A 14567-nucleotide genomic window follows, 5' to 3' on the forward strand; every position below is an offset into this window, starting at 1 on the left:
GTCATTGGTTATTGTTAAAATGTATTAATAAAACTATCTTTGTGCTACTTAAACAACAAATAATATGTCATTTTCAGAATTATTCGAAAGCGGATTTAAAAAGCGTAATGAGGATCACTTTGCAGCTATTGTTAGAGTTGCAATGAGTGATGGGATTATTAATGAAGCTGAAAAAACCTTTTTAGACCGTTTGGCAACGCGTTTAGATATAACAGAAGCCGATTATAAAGAGATATTAAAAGATTATCAAAGTCATCCTATTAATCCGCCTACATCTTATGATAGTCGTTTAGAGCGTCTTTATGATTTAGCACGTATGGTATGGGCAGATCATATTGAAGGAGAAGATCAAATACGCTTATTAGAAAAGCTGTGTATTGGTTTAGGTTTTAATCAGGAAAATGTAAAATATATTACAGATAAGGCATTAAACTTGGTACATCTTGAAGTAGATTTAGATGAGTTTACTGAAAAAATGAAACTCATGAATCAATAATTAAGATTCAAAAGATAAAAATGAAGCAGCCTTAGGGTTGCTTTTTTTATGCATTACGCATAAATTCTTCAGCTTTTTCGACCATGTTGCTACTACCACAAATAAAAGGGACACGTTGGTGTAATTCTGTTGGTTGGATATCCATAATGCGTGTAAATCCGTCACTGGCTCTACCATTAGCTTGCTCAGCAATAAATGCCATTGGATTACATTCGTAAAGTAAACGCAATTTACCTTCAGCGTTTTGTGAACTTTTAGGATACATGTAAATACCACCTTTAATCATATTTCTGTGGAAATCGGAAACTAACGAACCAATATATCGACTTGTGTAAGGTCGGTCACCTTCTTCCATTTGGCAGTATTTGATATAGTTTTTAATCCCTTGCGGAAAGTGAATATAATTACCTTCATTTACCGAATAGATTTTTCCATCTTTAGGGAATTGCATATCTGGATGTGATAAATAAAACGTTCCAATAGCAGGATTTAAAGTAAAGCCATTAACACCATCTCCTGTAGTATATACAATCATGGTTGATGTACCATACACAACATATCCAGCGGCAACTTGCTTATTTCCTTGTTGAAGAAAATCTTCAATTGTTACAGGAGTTCCAACAGGAGTTACACGCCTATAGATTGAAAAAATAGTTCCAACAGATACATTGACGTCAATATTTGAAGATCCATCCAAAGGGTCAATTAACACCACATACTTATTTTGATGATTTTCATCCTGACTATTAATCGAAATAAAATCGTCTTCTTCTTCACTTGCAATTCCACAAACAATATTTCGCTTAGTCATTGTTTGTATGAACTTATTGTTGGCATAAACATCCAGTTTTTGCTGGTCTTCACCTTGAATGTTTGTCTCGCCTGCAGCTCCAATGATATCAACCAAGCCAGCTTTATTTACTTCATGGTTAACGACTTTTGCGGCTAAACGAATAGAGTTTATAAGACGTGATAATTCACCAGATGTGTATTTAAAAGAAGATTGATTTTCAATTATAAATTCACCTAGTGTTTGATTTTTTCTAGACATGTAGTGTGGATGTTTTTACAAATATCTCATTTTTTTAATCAACTACAACGTTATAGCAGAATTATTATATGACTAGATTGTTAAGTTTTAGATTATATTTGGGCTAAAAACTATGGTAACCTTAATAAGAAAGGCAACTAAAACCGACATGACAAGAGTTCTGGAGCTCATAACAGAACTTGCTGTTTTTGAGAGAGAACCTGAAGCAGTTGAAATTACTGTTGAAACACTTATAAAAAATGGTTTTGAAGATCCAAAACAGTTTGTGTGTTTTGTTGCGGAAATCGACGGTGTTGTTGAAGGTATCGCTTTGGTTTATAACCGCTTTTCTACCTGGAAAGGACCAATTATTCATCTTGAAGATTTAGTTGTTAGCCAGAATAAAAGAGGAACAGGTTTAGGAACTGCGCTTTTAGACGAAGTTGTAAAATACGGATACAGTTTAGGTGTTAAGCGTATAAGCTGGGAAGTGTTAGATTGGAATGAGCCAGCCATTAGCTTTTATGAAAAAAAGGGAGCAGATGTTAAACGAGATTGGGATGTTGTTCATCTCAATGAAGAAGGAATAAAAAATTATATAGCACATATTTAAAATGCAAGTATTTAAGTTTGGAGGAGCATCGGTTAAAAATGCCGAAGGTGTAAAAAATTTAGCTTCTGTATTGCAAGAAGTAGGTTATGACGAAACATTAGTAGTAGTCTCTGCTATGGGAAAAACGACCAATGCTTTAGAGTTGGTGATTAAAAACTACTTTGATAACAAACCAGAATTACAAAACGCTATTCAAGAGGTTAAAACCTATCATGAAGACATCATGAAGGGGCTTTTTGAAAATACCCATCATCATATATTTAAAAAAGTGGCTACAATTTTTGATGACTTAGATGCTTTTTTACGACGTAATAAATCACCAGATTATAATTTTGTTTATGATCAGGTTATTGGTTTTGGAGAATTAACTTCAACCACTATTATTTCTGGTTATCTCAATGATATCGGATTAAAAAATAATTGGTTAGATGTAAGAGAGTTTATAAAAACGGATGATTATTATAGAACGGCAAATGTCGATTGGGAACAAACACAATCTAATATTAAGGCAAATTTTGATACTAAGGTTCTTAATATTACGCAAGGGTTTTTGGGAAGTGACGCCAATAATTTCACAACCACACTTGGGCGAGAGGGAAGTGATTATACCGCTGCAATTTTTGCTTACTGTTTAAACGCCGAAGCCGTCTCTATCTGGAAAGATGTTCCAGGTGTGTTAAATGCAGACCCTCGTTATTTTGAAAATGCTCAGCTGTTAAACAGTATTTCTTACAGAGAAGCAATTGAATTGGCTTTTTATGGTGCATCTGTGATTCATCCAAAGACATTACAGCCGTTACAACAAAAAGAGATTCCGTTGTTTGTAAAATCATTTTTAAACCCTAAAAATGCTGGTACTCGAGTTGGTAAAGGTTTTGGAATAGAACCTAACATCCCTTGTTATATCGTTAAGAAAAACCAGGTATTGATATCGTTATCATCTCTAGATTTTAGTTATATCGTTGAAGAAAACATTAGTGAAATATTTAAATTACTGCATCTATATAAGATGAAAGTTGATGTGATTCAGAACTCTGCTATTAGTTTTTCGGTATGTTTTGATAACACCTATAATAATCTAGAGCGATTGCTTCAACATTTAAAAGCAAAATTTAAAGTAACAGTTTATGATAATGTGAGTCTATATACTGTGAGGCATTATAATGAGCAGGCCATATCATCAATAGAAAAAGATAAAGAATTGTTATTAAAACAGTTAACTCAAGAAACCATACAAATCGTAACTAAATAAACAATTTAGTACTTTTACAGTCATGACCAAGCAACAAGAAATAGGACTAGTTACCGCAAAAGAAGTCGCCAAGGCAATCCATGCAGATAAGTATGGTTTTCTCGGAACCTTTTTTGGCTGGTTGTTGATGAAGGTCTTAAAAATTTCGACACTCAATAAGATTTATAAACGTAATAAACACCTTAGTGATGGTGAGTTTTTGAATGCTATTTTAGATGATTTTCAGATTAAATTTGAAATTCCTGAAGAAGATTTAAAACGTCTTCCTAAAGATGGCGCTTTTATTACAGTCTCTAACCATCCACTTGGTGGTATTGATGGCATCTTACTACTTAAATTAATGATTGAACAACGCAAGGATTTTAAAATCATTGCCAATTTCCTATTACACCGAATAGAACCTTTGAAGCCTTATATCATGCCTGTAAATCCATTTGAGGACCGAAAGGATGTGAAATCAAGTATCGCAGGTTTTAAAAATGCAATTTTACATTTACGAGAAGGTCATCCATTAGGAGTGTTTCCTGCTGGTGAGGTTTCGACTTATAAAGACGGAAAATTGGTAGTCGATAAACCCTGGGAAGAAGCTGCGATGAAGCTGATAAAAAAGGCTGAAGTTCCTGTTGTTCCTATATATTTTCATGCTAAAAACAGCAAGTTATTTTATAAGCTTTCAAAAATAAGTGACACTTTTAGAACAGCAAAATTACCTTCAGAATTATTAACTCAAAAAAACCGAATCATAAAGGTTAGAATTGGGAAAGCGATTTCAGTTAATGATCAAAAAGAACATGAAACCCTATCTGATTTTTCAGAATTTATTAGACGAAAAACCTATATGCTCTCTAATGCTTTTGAGGATAAACCTAAGATTTTAGATAATATATCCAACACCTTAAAGCCACCAGCAAAGCCACCTAAACGTATTGTGGGTTCTGTAAGCACAGAGAAAATGGCTGCTGAAGTTGAAGCATTACGGGAAGGGGATTTCAGATTATTGGTGAGTAAAAATTACGAGGTGTATTTAACACCTGCTGATCAAATTCCAAACATTCTTCATGAAATAGGCCGTTTGCGAGAAATAACATTTAGGGCTATTGGCGAGGGAACTAATGAAGCTATAGATTTAGACAGTTTTGATACGTACTATCATCATATGTTTTTATGGGATACTGAAACCAAGCAACTGGCTGGTGCCTACAGAATGGGATTGGGATCTAAGATATATGCGCGTTATGGTATTGATGGATTTTATCTACAAGACCTTTTCAGGTTTGAGCCTGAATTGTATAAAATGATGAGTGAATCTATTGAAATGGGTAGAGCATTCATCATTAAAGAATACCAACAAAAGCCCATGCCGCTTTTTTTACTCTGGAAAGGTATTGTGCATACCACCTTGCGATATCCAGAGCATAAGTTTTTAATTGGAGGTGTAAGTATTAGTAATCAGTTTTCTAACTTTTCAAAATCCTTGATGATAGAGTTTATGAAATCACATTACTACGATCCATATGTAGCTCAGTATGTTCATCCTAAAAAAGAATTCAAAGTCAAATTAAAAGATGCTGACAAAGATTTTGTATTTGATGAGGCTGAAGCCGATTTAAATAAATTTGATAAAATCATTGATGAAGTAGAACCAGGAGCTTTACGACTCCCGGTTTTACTCAAAAAGTATATCAAGCAAAATGCTAAATTGGTGGCATTTAATGTTGACCCATTGTTTAACAATTCTGTCGACGGGTTGATGTATATTAAAATAGCCGATTTACCTGAAAGTACTGTGAAACCTGTAATGGAAGAGTTTCAAGCTGAATTAGAACGCAAATTTTCTAACGGTAATGCCGAAGACCATTAGAGGTATGTATTTGCAAAATTTTCGCAATACGCTTTAATTTCATTCCTCGCTTTAAAAAAGGCCGCATGTTTTTCTTCATCTGTTCCAATGACTTTAGACGGATCATAAAAATTATGATGGAGTCTTAAAGCATTTTTACTAGGAATAAAAGGACAATTTTCATTAGCATGATCACAAACTGTAATGATGTAATCAAAATCGATAGCAGTATATTCATCAACATGATTTGACGTATGATTTGAAATGTCAATGCCATCTTCTTTCATGATAGCTACAGCACCAGGATTTAGACCGTGAGTTTCAATTCCTGCGCTATAAACAGAGGCTTTACCATTAGTAATTAGGTTTAAATAACCATGAGCCATTTGGCTTCTACAAGAATTTCCGGTACAGAGAACGAGTATATTTTTCATTTGATTTTTTTCTTTTTTAACAACAACCACTTTTTGGAGAACAGCATGTCTCAACATTTGTTTTAACAGTTTCTAATGTATTTATTACGGTTTCAGGAATACCACAAAGTTCTTTTGCTTTACAATTGGTTTTTTGTATTCCTAAATTAAGAATGAGTTTTGTATTATCTAATGTAAAATCATTGACAAAGAGTTGTGCGGTATGAAATGCTGAATTACTATATTCAAATTTAACTTCAGCACTCAAATCATAAGGTTTAATTTCCCCCACTTTTTTTAGAATCTCTAAGGCTTTTAAAACAGACATGTGTTTTATTTTGTTGGTTTCTAACGGACTTTCCCAAAGCTGTATAATGGTTTCATTCCAGGCATCGGTTTGAGATCCACAATCTACAGAATCTACGGCAATGTGTTTCACTTCAGTAATGTGATAATTTGCACCTACAAAGGCATTTGGAGCATATTCAAAGCGTAAAGTTTTATCTTTATGTTGCTCTAATAATGAAAATAATTCTTTTGTATTCATGTTTTCTAGTTTTAATCTGCTAACAGCAATTAGACGTTGTTTTTATAAAGAAAACGTTCATTAAAATTTGAAATTCTTTAAAGCGATCACTATTGAGGCAGTAACATTTTCTTTTACCTACAAACCTGCCTTGTAGTAGTCCAGCATCACCAATAACACTAAGATGTTGCGAAATAGTGGCCTGAGATAAGCCAATGTCTTCAACTAAGTCGTTGCAAATACAACCTTCCTGCTCGCTGATATATTTTAGAATTGCCACTCGAGCAGGATGAGCAAATACTTTAGCAATATTGGCTATTTCATTGCAGCTATCGGTATACATAAAATGCTTTGTAGCTCCCATTAATTATAATTGTAATACAAAGGTAAACATTATCATCGTAATATCGCAATATTACGATGATAAGTTTTTAAAAAAAGCCAGAAACTATGTCTGGCCTATGTTTTATAGTGATTTGAACCAGTCTTGAAATTGGTCACCAACTACAGGTAGCGATTTTTTTTCACCACTCAGTGCTCCAATTAAACTTATGATCCATAAGATAAAAACGATTATTCCAATAATACCACCTAGTAATGGTGAAATAAAATACATCCCGTAATTAATGATTGAAAGCACTAACAATCCTAATGTTTGTTTGATGTAAAATGAACCTAATTCGGTTTTATTTCCATTATTCATAACAATAGCAATAATCCATCCTATCCACCATAAGTGGGCAATAATGGCTACGTTTTTTCCGTCACTTAATACTTCTTTAGCATCATTAGCAAACTCTTTAGCAGAGGCTTTGGCCTCTTCGGCAAATTCGGATGCCTTTTCTTTGGCATCATCGGCAAACTCACTTGCTTTATCAGCAGCTTTTTTCGCACCTTCTTTAGCGTCACCTAACATATCATTAAGGTCATCGCTTAAATTTTTACTATCATCAGACATTATTTATAGTTTATGGTTATGCCTATAAAGTTACTAAAAATAGACAAACAGAGTTTATTTTTTACCAAATAGCTTTTGAAAAAAGCCTTTCGTTTTTTCTTTAGCTTCGATGTAGGTTTCTTTAGCGTCTTCAGCCAAATCTTCAAGTTTGTCTTCAGCTTTGTCAGCAAATTCTCCTAGTTTATCTCCTGCTTCAATTGCTAATTCAGAAGCCTTTTCTTTAGCTTCATTGTAAGTTTCTTTAAAGTCTTCTGAGAGTTCTGCTGTTTTTTCTTTTGCATCAGCAGTAAATTCATTTAGCTTTTCACCAGCTTCACTAGCTAATTCGGAGGCTTTGTCTTTAGCAGTATTAAACATTTCTTTTCCGTCACCTTCGATAAATTCGGTTGCTTTGTCTTTTACATTTCCTAAAATTTCTTTGGCTTCATTTGCTAATTCATTAGCTTTTTCCTTTGCTGAGTTTAATGCTTCAGTAGCATTTTCTTTTATATCATTTGATGAGCCGTTAACGCTATTAGTGCTTTCAGTAAAAGAGTCTTGCTTAGGTAAAGATGTGTTGTTTAAATCATCATTTTGTGTATTGTCTTCAGTCATTGTATGTGTTTATTTATGAGTAGTTTAAACAAGACATTTGTTACACGACTAAAGAAAAGCTTGGTCAACAGGTTCCCAGAGTTCAATTTTATTGCCTTCGTTATCTAGTATCCAGCCAAATTTCCCGTAGTCGTATTCTTCCATGTCTCCTACTATTGTGACCCCTTCTTCTTTTAAAGTCACTAATAATTCTTTTAAATTTTCAACACGATAGTTAAACATAAACTCTTTTTTTGAAGGCTTAAAGTATGTGGTATCATCTTTAAATGGGCTCCATTGTGTCGAACAATCTTTACCATCTTTGTCTTTCCACCAGAATGTGCAACCATAATCATCGGTATTAAATCCTAGATGTTTATTGTACCAATCTTTTGACGCTTTTGGGTTTTTAGATTTAAAAAACAATCCGCCTATTCCTGTAACTCTTTTTTTCATTTTATTTTTTCTTTAATGCTGTTTCGTAAATATCTATCCATTCTTCGCATGTCATTTTTCGCGTAAGTTCACCAATCAATTCATAAGGAATATCTTCTACCTTTTTAAACCTGATACAACTTTTTCCCATATCTAATTTACGAGCACAGTGTTTTGGGTATTCAGAGACAAACCAGTCGTGTAGTTCTTTTTTGGCATATATTCCACTATGGTAAAGATTAATAGAGTTTTTTTGTGAGGCAAAACTCATAAAAGGCAGAGGCGTTTTAGGGTCACAATGATAACCATCTGGATATACAGAATGAGGTACATAGTAGCCTATCATTTTGTAAATCATACCTTCTTCAAACCCTTTAGGTAAGTTATCTTTTATAATATGCCTTAGTTTTTTTAGTGCATCATGACGCGCTTCGGGCGTTTGATTTATGTAATCTTCTGGAGATGTTGCTTCGTATGTCATACTTGATGTTTTATTTACGTTGAAGAATTAATGCTGAAATTAAAGATATAATAAATCCAATAATAGTTACAAGTACAAGCATAAATAATGCTGCAGTTGTACTTGTCATTTCTAAGATTTCATCGGCTTTTCCTTGTTCTATTAGTGCTTTTTGATAATCGCTAAAAAAAGAAGGATTGATAAATTTTGTATATATAAAATCGGCAATTGCTATTCCTAAGCCAGCTAATATAGAAATTAGGACACCAATTAAAATTGCTTTTCCTAAAGAAATTACACCACTATTGACATGGTCTCTGTAATGCTTTATCCCAAAATAAATAAATGAAAGCGATAAGAAGATGGATACATAGCCAAGGACTTCGTTTGTTGCATAGTCAAATGTGTTTATACCTACAATTAGATGAATTGTAAATATTATAAATCCGGTTATGAGTCCGTAAAGACCGTATTTGAGAACTGTTTGTTTCATGATTTGATGTTTTGTATTGCGTTAAAAATTACACATGTTGATCAATTAGAATGGTGTTCCCATCAGGATCGTATAAGACAATACTTGCAGGACCAGAGCTGCTGCCATCGGTTTCACGCTCTAAGCTTATATTATGAGCTTTGAGATGTTTTTGAATGGTTCTCACATCGTCGTAATTATCAAGCGTTTTTGCCTCTTGATCCCAACCTGGATTAAAGGTTAAAATATTCTGTTCAAACATCCCTTGAAAAAGTCCGATAAGCGTGTCTTCGTTTTTCATGATGAGATAATTACGTTCAATATCTCCTGCAAAAACTGAGAAGCCCAGAGTTTCATAAAATGCTTTAGAAGCATGAATGTCTTTGACATTCAAACTCATTGAAAATGCACCTAATTTCATAATGATTGGTTTTAGATTAATCGTTAACAAAACTATGAGAAGTACTTAAAAAATGGATCATACTAAAGTACCAAATCACTCATACTTTAGTTTAAAAGTATATAATTTATATGATATTGGAGTCTTTTGCAATTTGTAGAGCCTGAGTGCGACGCTTCGCATTTAATTTTGAAAGTAAGTTAGAAACATGTGTTTTTACAGTACTTTCTGAAACAAAAAGTTTTTCACCAATTTCTTTATTAGATAAGCCTTCAGAAATTCCTAAAAGCACTTCGTATTCTCGTTTACTAATGTCTAAATCTTTAATTTTTTGATGATTGATATCTTCGGAAACAGGCGTTGGTTTGTGTAAACTTTTTTTGTTAATGAAGATGCCGACACAAAAGAAAACAAGCGCAATTATAGCGATGATAATTTCAATTTTTAGATGACTTGAAATTAAGGCATACTTACTAAACTGAAATAATAAAAGCAAAGCAAGAATGAGCAATCCAAAAACAAAAATGATTTTTTTCATGGATTAAATTTAGCAAAATTCTGTTTTAATTTTATCCACTATGGTTTGTGCTAATTTTATTTTGCTTTCAACGGTCCAACCCGCAACATGAGGTGTGAGTAAAACATTTTCTAAGGACATAAGCTGTTTAAAAGCCTCTGGCATTTCTGAAGTAAACAGATGTTCAAACGATGATTTTTCGTATTCTAAAACATCAAGACCAGCACCGAGAATTTGACCAGATTCTAAAGCAGAAATCAAATCTTGAGTGACGACACTTTTGCCTCTTGCTGTGTTGATGAGCCAAAATGGGTTTTTAAAACCGTTGATAAACTCAGAATTTACCATAGCTATGGTTAGAGGTGTTTCAGGAGTATGTAAACTTAGGACATCTGCTTTTTCCTGAAGTTCTTGTAATGATACTTGAACAGCGTTAGCATCTCCAACATTAGCTTTAATGTCGTAACATAATACGTCAACATCAAAACCTCTAAGCTTTTTAGCAAAGGCTTTTCCCATATTGCCATAACCAATGAGTCCTACAGTTTTCCCGTCGAGTTCTAGTCCGCGATTGTCTTCGCGTTTCCAGTGACCTTGTTTAACCTCTCTATCGGCTTTGTTGAGTTTATTAAAAAGAGACAGGAGCATGGCTAAACTATGTTCGCCAACGGCATTGCGATTGCCTTCAGGAGCAGCAATAAGTTTAATGCCTTTTTGAGCGGCATAATCTGTATCAATATTTTCTAATCCTGCCCCAACTCGTCCAATAAATTTTAAATCTTGCGTAGCATCTAAGAAGGCTTTATCAATTTTAAACCGGCTACGAATGATGAAGCCATCATAGCGATGTATGTGTTGCTCTATAGTTGCTTTTGAAGAGGTGTAATCTTCGTCGTTTGTAAAACCTAAAGCATTGAGTTGCTCAATGAGTAGAGGATGGTTGTTATCTAAGTGAAGTATTTTCATGATAAAATAATGCGATACTGAAACAAGTTTAGTATGACGTTAATGGTATTTATAGTTCTGGATATTGGGTTTGAGTGCGTTCGTGCTCAACGTTTCCTGTATGGGCTGTGTCGAGTTTTTCGAATAGTAATAGATGCACTTCTTCGCCATTTTTGGTTGACGGATTATGTTCAACACCTTTAGGAACGACAATAAGCTCACCTTCTTTAACCACTTCTGTTCGGTCTCTAAACTGCATGTGTAACGTGCCTTTTATCACTTGAAATAATTCGTCTTCATTATCGTGACTATGCCAAACGAATTCTCCTTGTATTTTAGCTAAGATGACTTGCATATTATCGACAGTAGCAATACGATGCGGATGCCATTGTTTAGAAAATAAGGTATGTTTTTCTTTAATATTAATAGGTTTCATACGTTAGTAACTTTTGTGTGTTTAAAGTTACAAAGTTTTGCGTTAGTGATTGTAGAGAAAATCCTTTTACGACAGTAAAAGATTGTAACGGAAAGCGCGACCTGAAAGGGAACGCCCAAAGCATTAAATTCCTAAAATCAATCTGGCAATCCAGAAGTAGATAAGAATTCCGAAAATATCGTTACTGGTAGTGATAAAAGGTCCTGTGGCGATAGCGGGATCGATGCCTCTTTTGTCTAAAAATAAAGGGACAAATGTACCAATTAGTCCTGCAACGATTATAACGGCAATTAAGGATGTGGATATGGCAAGTGCTGTTGTAAAATCACCTTTGGTAGCCCAAACAAACAGAAACAAGAATAAGGCTAAAATGGTTCCGTTTAGAGCGGCTAAAAGCATTTCTTTTATAAGTCGGCTATTGATACTTCCTTTAACATCATCGTTAGCTAAACCCTGTACGATAATTGCACTGGATTGTACACCAACATTTCCGGCCATAGCGGCTATTAATGGCGTAAAAAAGAATAAAACGAAAGCTTTTCCTTTAAAAGCTTCTTCAAAACCTTCCATAATTAAAAAGGCACCAACACCACCAACAAGGCCCAGAAACAGCCATGGTAATCGAGCTCGTGTGAGTTCTAAAATACTATCATCGGCTTCGACATCTTGTGTAATACCTGCAGCTAACTGGTAATCTTTATCGGCTTCTTCTTTTAAGACATCTACAATATCATCAATGGTGATTCTACCGAGTAAGGTTTGTTCGTCATCGACAACAGGAATGGCTTCTAAATCGTATTTAGCCATGACTTTTGCTACATCTTCAACATCATCAATTACATTAACAAAGTCGACATTATCTTTAGCGATGTCTGAGATTTTTTGTTCGCTTTTGGCAACGATTAAATCTTTAAGTGACAATCGGCCAATCAATTTTTCTTCTTTATTGACGACGTAAATAGAGTGTACTCTTGTGACATCTTTTGCCTGTCCTCTAATACGACGCAGGCATCCTGCAACTGTCCATGTTTCATAGACTTTAACCAGTTCTTTTGCCATTAAACTACCAGCAGTATCTTCGTCATACGCCAAAAGTTCGGTAATTTCTTCTCTATGTTCGTTGTCTTCAATTTTAGAGATGACTTCAGCTTGTCTTTCTTCTGGAAGTTCGGCAATCATATCTGCCGCGTCATCGGTATCTAACTCTTCAATTTCTTCAGCAATTTCTTTTGCCGAGAGATGTTTAAGTACTTTTTCTCTAATGTCTTCATCGAGTTCCATTAGAATATCTGAAGTGGTTTCAGAATCCAGCAATTTGATGACATAGACCGAATCTTCAAGGTCTAGTTCATCTAAAATTTCGGCAACATCGGCATGATGGTAGTCATTAAGTAGTCGTTTGAGCTCTTTGTCGTTTTGGGTTTCGACATAAAGTTCAACCTGCTCTATGAGTTCATCGGTAAGCTCAAATTGGATATTTTCTTTCTCTTCAATCAAACGTAATGGCTTTGCTAGTTTTGCTCGTCGTTTTCAATGTGTTGCGTAAGTTCTAAAAACGAATCTACGCTTAGTTGTTCTGGACGTTTGCCAAATATAACATTTGCTTTTAAATTATCTGAAAGATTAAACGTTTTTAAACTGTTACGTAAAGTTTTTCTACGTTGCTGGAATGCAGTTTTGACAACTCTAAAAAAAAGGTTTTCGTCTACAGGAAGAGTATAGTTTTCTTTTCGTTTTAATCGTAAAACACCAGAATCTACTTTTGGAGGCGGATTAAACACATTTGGTGGAACCGTAAATAAATATTCGGCATCATAAAAGGCCTGAGTTAATACTGAAAGGATACCATAGACTTTACTGCCTTCTTTAGAACAAATACGAGCAGCAACTTCCTTTTGAAACATGCCTGAAAACTCTGGAATCTGATCACGCATTTCAAGTGTTTTAAAAACAATTTGTGTTGAAATATTATACGGAAAGTTACCGATGATAGCGAATGGTTCTTGGTTGAAAATTTCAGTTAAATCATATTTCAAAAAGTCTTTGTCATACACGCGATCTGCTAAGTTGAGGTAATTGGCTTTAAGATATTCTACCGATTCATCATCGATTTCTATAACGTGAGTTTTTATAGGTTTTTCCAGTAAATATTTAGTTAAAACACCCATTCCAGGACCAATTTCAAGAACGTGTTTATAGCCTTCTAATGATAAGGTGTTTGCAATATTTTGAGCAACAGACTCATCGGTTAGGAAGTGCTGACCTAGATGTTTTTTTGCTTTAACTTGATGGTTGTTTGACACGTTATTTAAATTTTACAGAGTATTCATCTACAATATGGAGTTCGGTTCTAAAGGCTAACATTTTATCTGAAAATTTCTTTAAACCTTCAGTTCGCAACACATCTGCATCTTCTCTGTAATAAGCATCGAGTGCTTCTCTAGAGTATGAACGGTATTGAATGGAATAGGTTTGCCCTCCCATTTCTTCTTCAACCAGTACTTTTGAAAGTGTTGCTTTTTCAAACTTCCCGGTTCCTAAGACTTTAGGGATATGTTCCGTTTTCATCCATTGTAACCATTGGTCATGAACGGTATCGTCAATATTGACTGTGACATTGTATATAATCATTCTATTGTTTTTATGGGTTTCACATCGTTTATGATATGAAAATCACTATAAATCTTTTGCAAATAACAGAAGTTCTTCGTCGTTGTCAAAAGGTTTTACGCTTTTTTGGTAAGATAAGCCTAATTTTTCCAAAAGATGAATAGAAGCTTTGTTTTCTGGAAGTGTAATAGCGCACAGTTTTTTTATATCGAATTTAGTTTTGGCGAGGTTCATAACGGCAGTAGCACCTTCAAGACCATAACCCTGACCTTCGTATTCAGGTAGTAATGAAAAGCCAATATCAACAGCATCGAGCGTATCACGTTTTAATAGGCCAAATGAGCCAATGGGCTTTAAGTTGTCATTTTTAAGCTGAGCTTTATAATAGCCAAAGTCAAAGTTATCGTATGCTTTTAGTTGATTATTCTGAAGGTAATTTGCAGCATCTTCGACCGTTTTTACGTGTCGGTCACCAATAAATCTCAGCCATTTAGGTGTATTCATTAGTTCTAAAATAAAAGGTGCATCTTCTACTGTAAATTTAGAAAGGACAAGTCGGTTAGTTTCAGCGATTATCATTAGTCTTAACTA

21 protein-coding genes are annotated in these 14567 nt (G+C 34.3%); 4 read left to right on the forward strand and 17 right to left on the reverse strand.

From position 1 onward, the window contains the following. Nucleotides 1–64 precede the first annotated feature (64 nt). On the forward strand, nucleotides 65–496 hold the full coding sequence (locus H7350_RS04740; protein ID WP_204344711.1) for a TerB family tellurite resistance protein: 432 nt from the start codon (nucleotides 65–67) through the stop codon (nucleotides 494–496). A gap of 46 nt (nucleotides 497–542) precedes the next feature. Here the strand turns inward: H7350_RS04740 and fbp are convergent, their stop codons facing one another. Beyond that, nucleotides 543–1547 (reverse strand): class 1 fructose-bisphosphatase, encoded by a 1005-nt coding sequence (gene fbp, locus H7350_RS04745; RefSeq protein WP_204344712.1) that lies wholly within the window; start codon nucleotides 1545–1547, stop codon nucleotides 543–545. A gap of 112 nt (nucleotides 1548–1659) precedes the next feature. Here fbp and H7350_RS04750 point away from each other — a divergent pair, with 112 nt between their 5' ends. From H7350_RS04750 to H7350_RS04760, 3 genes are read left to right on the forward strand one after another with little or no spacing between them, the layout of a single operon-like run. After that, the gene (locus tag H7350_RS04750; protein WP_204344713.1) at nucleotides 1660–2139 is read left to right on the forward strand and encodes a GNAT family N-acetyltransferase; all 480 of its coding nucleotides are present in this window, start codon (nucleotides 1660–1662) and stop codon (nucleotides 2137–2139) included. Between the two features lies 1 nt (nucleotide 2140). After that, the gene (locus H7350_RS04755) at nucleotides 2141–3391 is read left to right on the forward strand and encodes an aspartate kinase (protein ID WP_204344714.1); all 1251 of its coding nucleotides are present in this window, start codon (nucleotides 2141–2143) and stop codon (nucleotides 3389–3391) included. 22 nt (nucleotides 3392–3413) lie between these two features. Then, on the forward strand, nucleotides 3414–5252 hold the full coding sequence (locus H7350_RS04760; protein WP_204344715.1) for a GNAT family N-acyltransferase: 1839 nt from the start codon (nucleotides 3414–3416) through the stop codon (nucleotides 5250–5252). Here the strand turns inward: H7350_RS04760 and H7350_RS04765 are convergent. From H7350_RS04765 to H7350_RS04840, 16 genes are all read right to left on the reverse strand, one after another. After that, nucleotides 5249–5665: an arsenate reductase ArsC gene (locus H7350_RS04765; RefSeq protein ID WP_204344716.1), complete on the reverse strand. Its 417-nt coding sequence runs from the start codon at nucleotides 5663–5665 to the stop codon at nucleotides 5249–5251. The genes H7350_RS04760 and H7350_RS04765 overlap by 4 nt on opposite strands. Nucleotides 5666–5681: 16 nt before the next feature. Further along, nucleotides 5682–6191, reverse strand: coding sequence for a DUF6428 family protein (locus H7350_RS04770; RefSeq protein ID WP_204344717.1), 510 nt, complete (start codon nucleotides 6189–6191; stop codon nucleotides 5682–5684). A 19-nt stretch (nucleotides 6192–6210) separates the two neighbouring features. Then, on the reverse strand, nucleotides 6211–6534 hold the full coding sequence (locus tag H7350_RS04775; RefSeq protein ID WP_204344718.1) for an ArsR/SmtB family transcription factor: 324 nt from the start codon (nucleotides 6532–6534) through the stop codon (nucleotides 6211–6213). A 102-nt stretch (nucleotides 6535–6636) separates the two neighbouring features. Further along, on the reverse strand, nucleotides 6637–7128 hold the full coding sequence (locus H7350_RS04780) for a YtxH domain-containing protein (RefSeq protein WP_204344719.1): 492 nt from the start codon (nucleotides 7126–7128) through the stop codon (nucleotides 6637–6639). A 54-nt stretch (nucleotides 7129–7182) separates the two neighbouring features. Continuing rightward, the gene (locus tag H7350_RS04785) at nucleotides 7183–7722 is read right to left on the reverse strand and encodes a hypothetical protein (RefSeq protein WP_204344720.1); all 540 of its coding nucleotides are present in this window, start codon (nucleotides 7720–7722) and stop codon (nucleotides 7183–7185) included. A gap of 48 nt (nucleotides 7723–7770) precedes the next feature. Then, nucleotides 7771–8157: a VOC family protein gene (locus H7350_RS04790; protein WP_204344721.1), complete on the reverse strand. Its 387-nt coding sequence runs from the start codon at nucleotides 8155–8157 to the stop codon at nucleotides 7771–7773. A 1-nt stretch (nucleotide 8158) separates the two neighbouring features. Beyond that, a complete protein-coding gene (locus tag H7350_RS04795) occupies nucleotides 8159–8617 on the reverse strand; it encodes a DUF1801 domain-containing protein (RefSeq protein WP_204344722.1) in 459 nt (152 codons plus the stop codon). A 10-nt stretch (nucleotides 8618–8627) separates the two neighbouring features. Next, nucleotides 8628–9089 carry a DUF4199 domain-containing protein gene (locus tag H7350_RS04800; RefSeq protein ID WP_204344723.1) on the reverse strand — a complete coding sequence of 154 codons (462 nt, stop codon included), beginning with the start codon at nucleotides 9087–9089 and terminating at the stop codon, nucleotides 8628–8630. A 28-nt stretch (nucleotides 9090–9117) separates the two neighbouring features. Further along, on the reverse strand, nucleotides 9118–9489 hold the full coding sequence (locus tag H7350_RS04805; RefSeq protein ID WP_204344724.1) for a VOC family protein: 372 nt from the start codon (nucleotides 9487–9489) through the stop codon (nucleotides 9118–9120). A gap of 106 nt (nucleotides 9490–9595) precedes the next feature. Next, nucleotides 9596–10006, reverse strand: coding sequence for a response regulator transcription factor (locus tag H7350_RS17105; protein WP_204344725.1), 411 nt, complete (start codon nucleotides 10004–10006; stop codon nucleotides 9596–9598). A gap of 9 nt (nucleotides 10007–10015) precedes the next feature. Then, the gene (locus H7350_RS04815; protein WP_204344726.1) at nucleotides 10016–10951 is read right to left on the reverse strand and encodes a 2-hydroxyacid dehydrogenase; all 936 of its coding nucleotides are present in this window, start codon (nucleotides 10949–10951) and stop codon (nucleotides 10016–10018) included. Nucleotides 10952–11000: 49 nt separating this feature from the next. Beyond that, a complete protein-coding gene (locus tag H7350_RS04820) occupies nucleotides 11001–11366 on the reverse strand; it encodes a cupin domain-containing protein (RefSeq protein WP_204344727.1) in 366 nt (121 codons plus the stop codon). A 123-nt stretch (nucleotides 11367–11489) separates the two neighbouring features. Beyond that, a complete protein-coding gene (gene mgtE, locus H7350_RS04825; protein ID WP_204344728.1) occupies nucleotides 11490–12863 on the reverse strand; it encodes a magnesium transporter in 1374 nt (457 codons plus the stop codon). A gap of 14 nt (nucleotides 12864–12877) precedes the next feature. After that, nucleotides 12878–13669, reverse strand: a complete 792-nt coding sequence (gene rsmA / locus H7350_RS04830; RefSeq protein ID WP_204344729.1) for a 16S rRNA (adenine(1518)-N(6)/adenine(1519)-N(6))-dimethyltransferase RsmA — start codon at nucleotides 13667–13669, stop codon at nucleotides 12878–12880. A 1-nt stretch (nucleotide 13670) separates the two neighbouring features. Further along, on the reverse strand, nucleotides 13671–13997 hold the full coding sequence (locus H7350_RS04835; RefSeq protein WP_204344730.1) for a DUF4286 family protein: 327 nt from the start codon (nucleotides 13995–13997) through the stop codon (nucleotides 13671–13673). A 45-nt stretch (nucleotides 13998–14042) separates the two neighbouring features. After that, complete coding sequence (locus H7350_RS04840) at nucleotides 14043–14555, reverse strand: GNAT family N-acetyltransferase (protein ID WP_204344731.1); 513 nt, start codon at nucleotides 14553–14555, stop codon at nucleotides 14043–14045. Nucleotides 14556–14567: the final 12 nt, after the last annotated feature.

The sequence above is a fragment of the Psychroserpens algicola genome (genome assembly GCF_014526325.1).
Taxonomy (GTDB): domain Bacteria; phylum Bacteroidota; class Bacteroidia; order Flavobacteriales; family Flavobacteriaceae; genus Psychroserpens; species Psychroserpens algicola.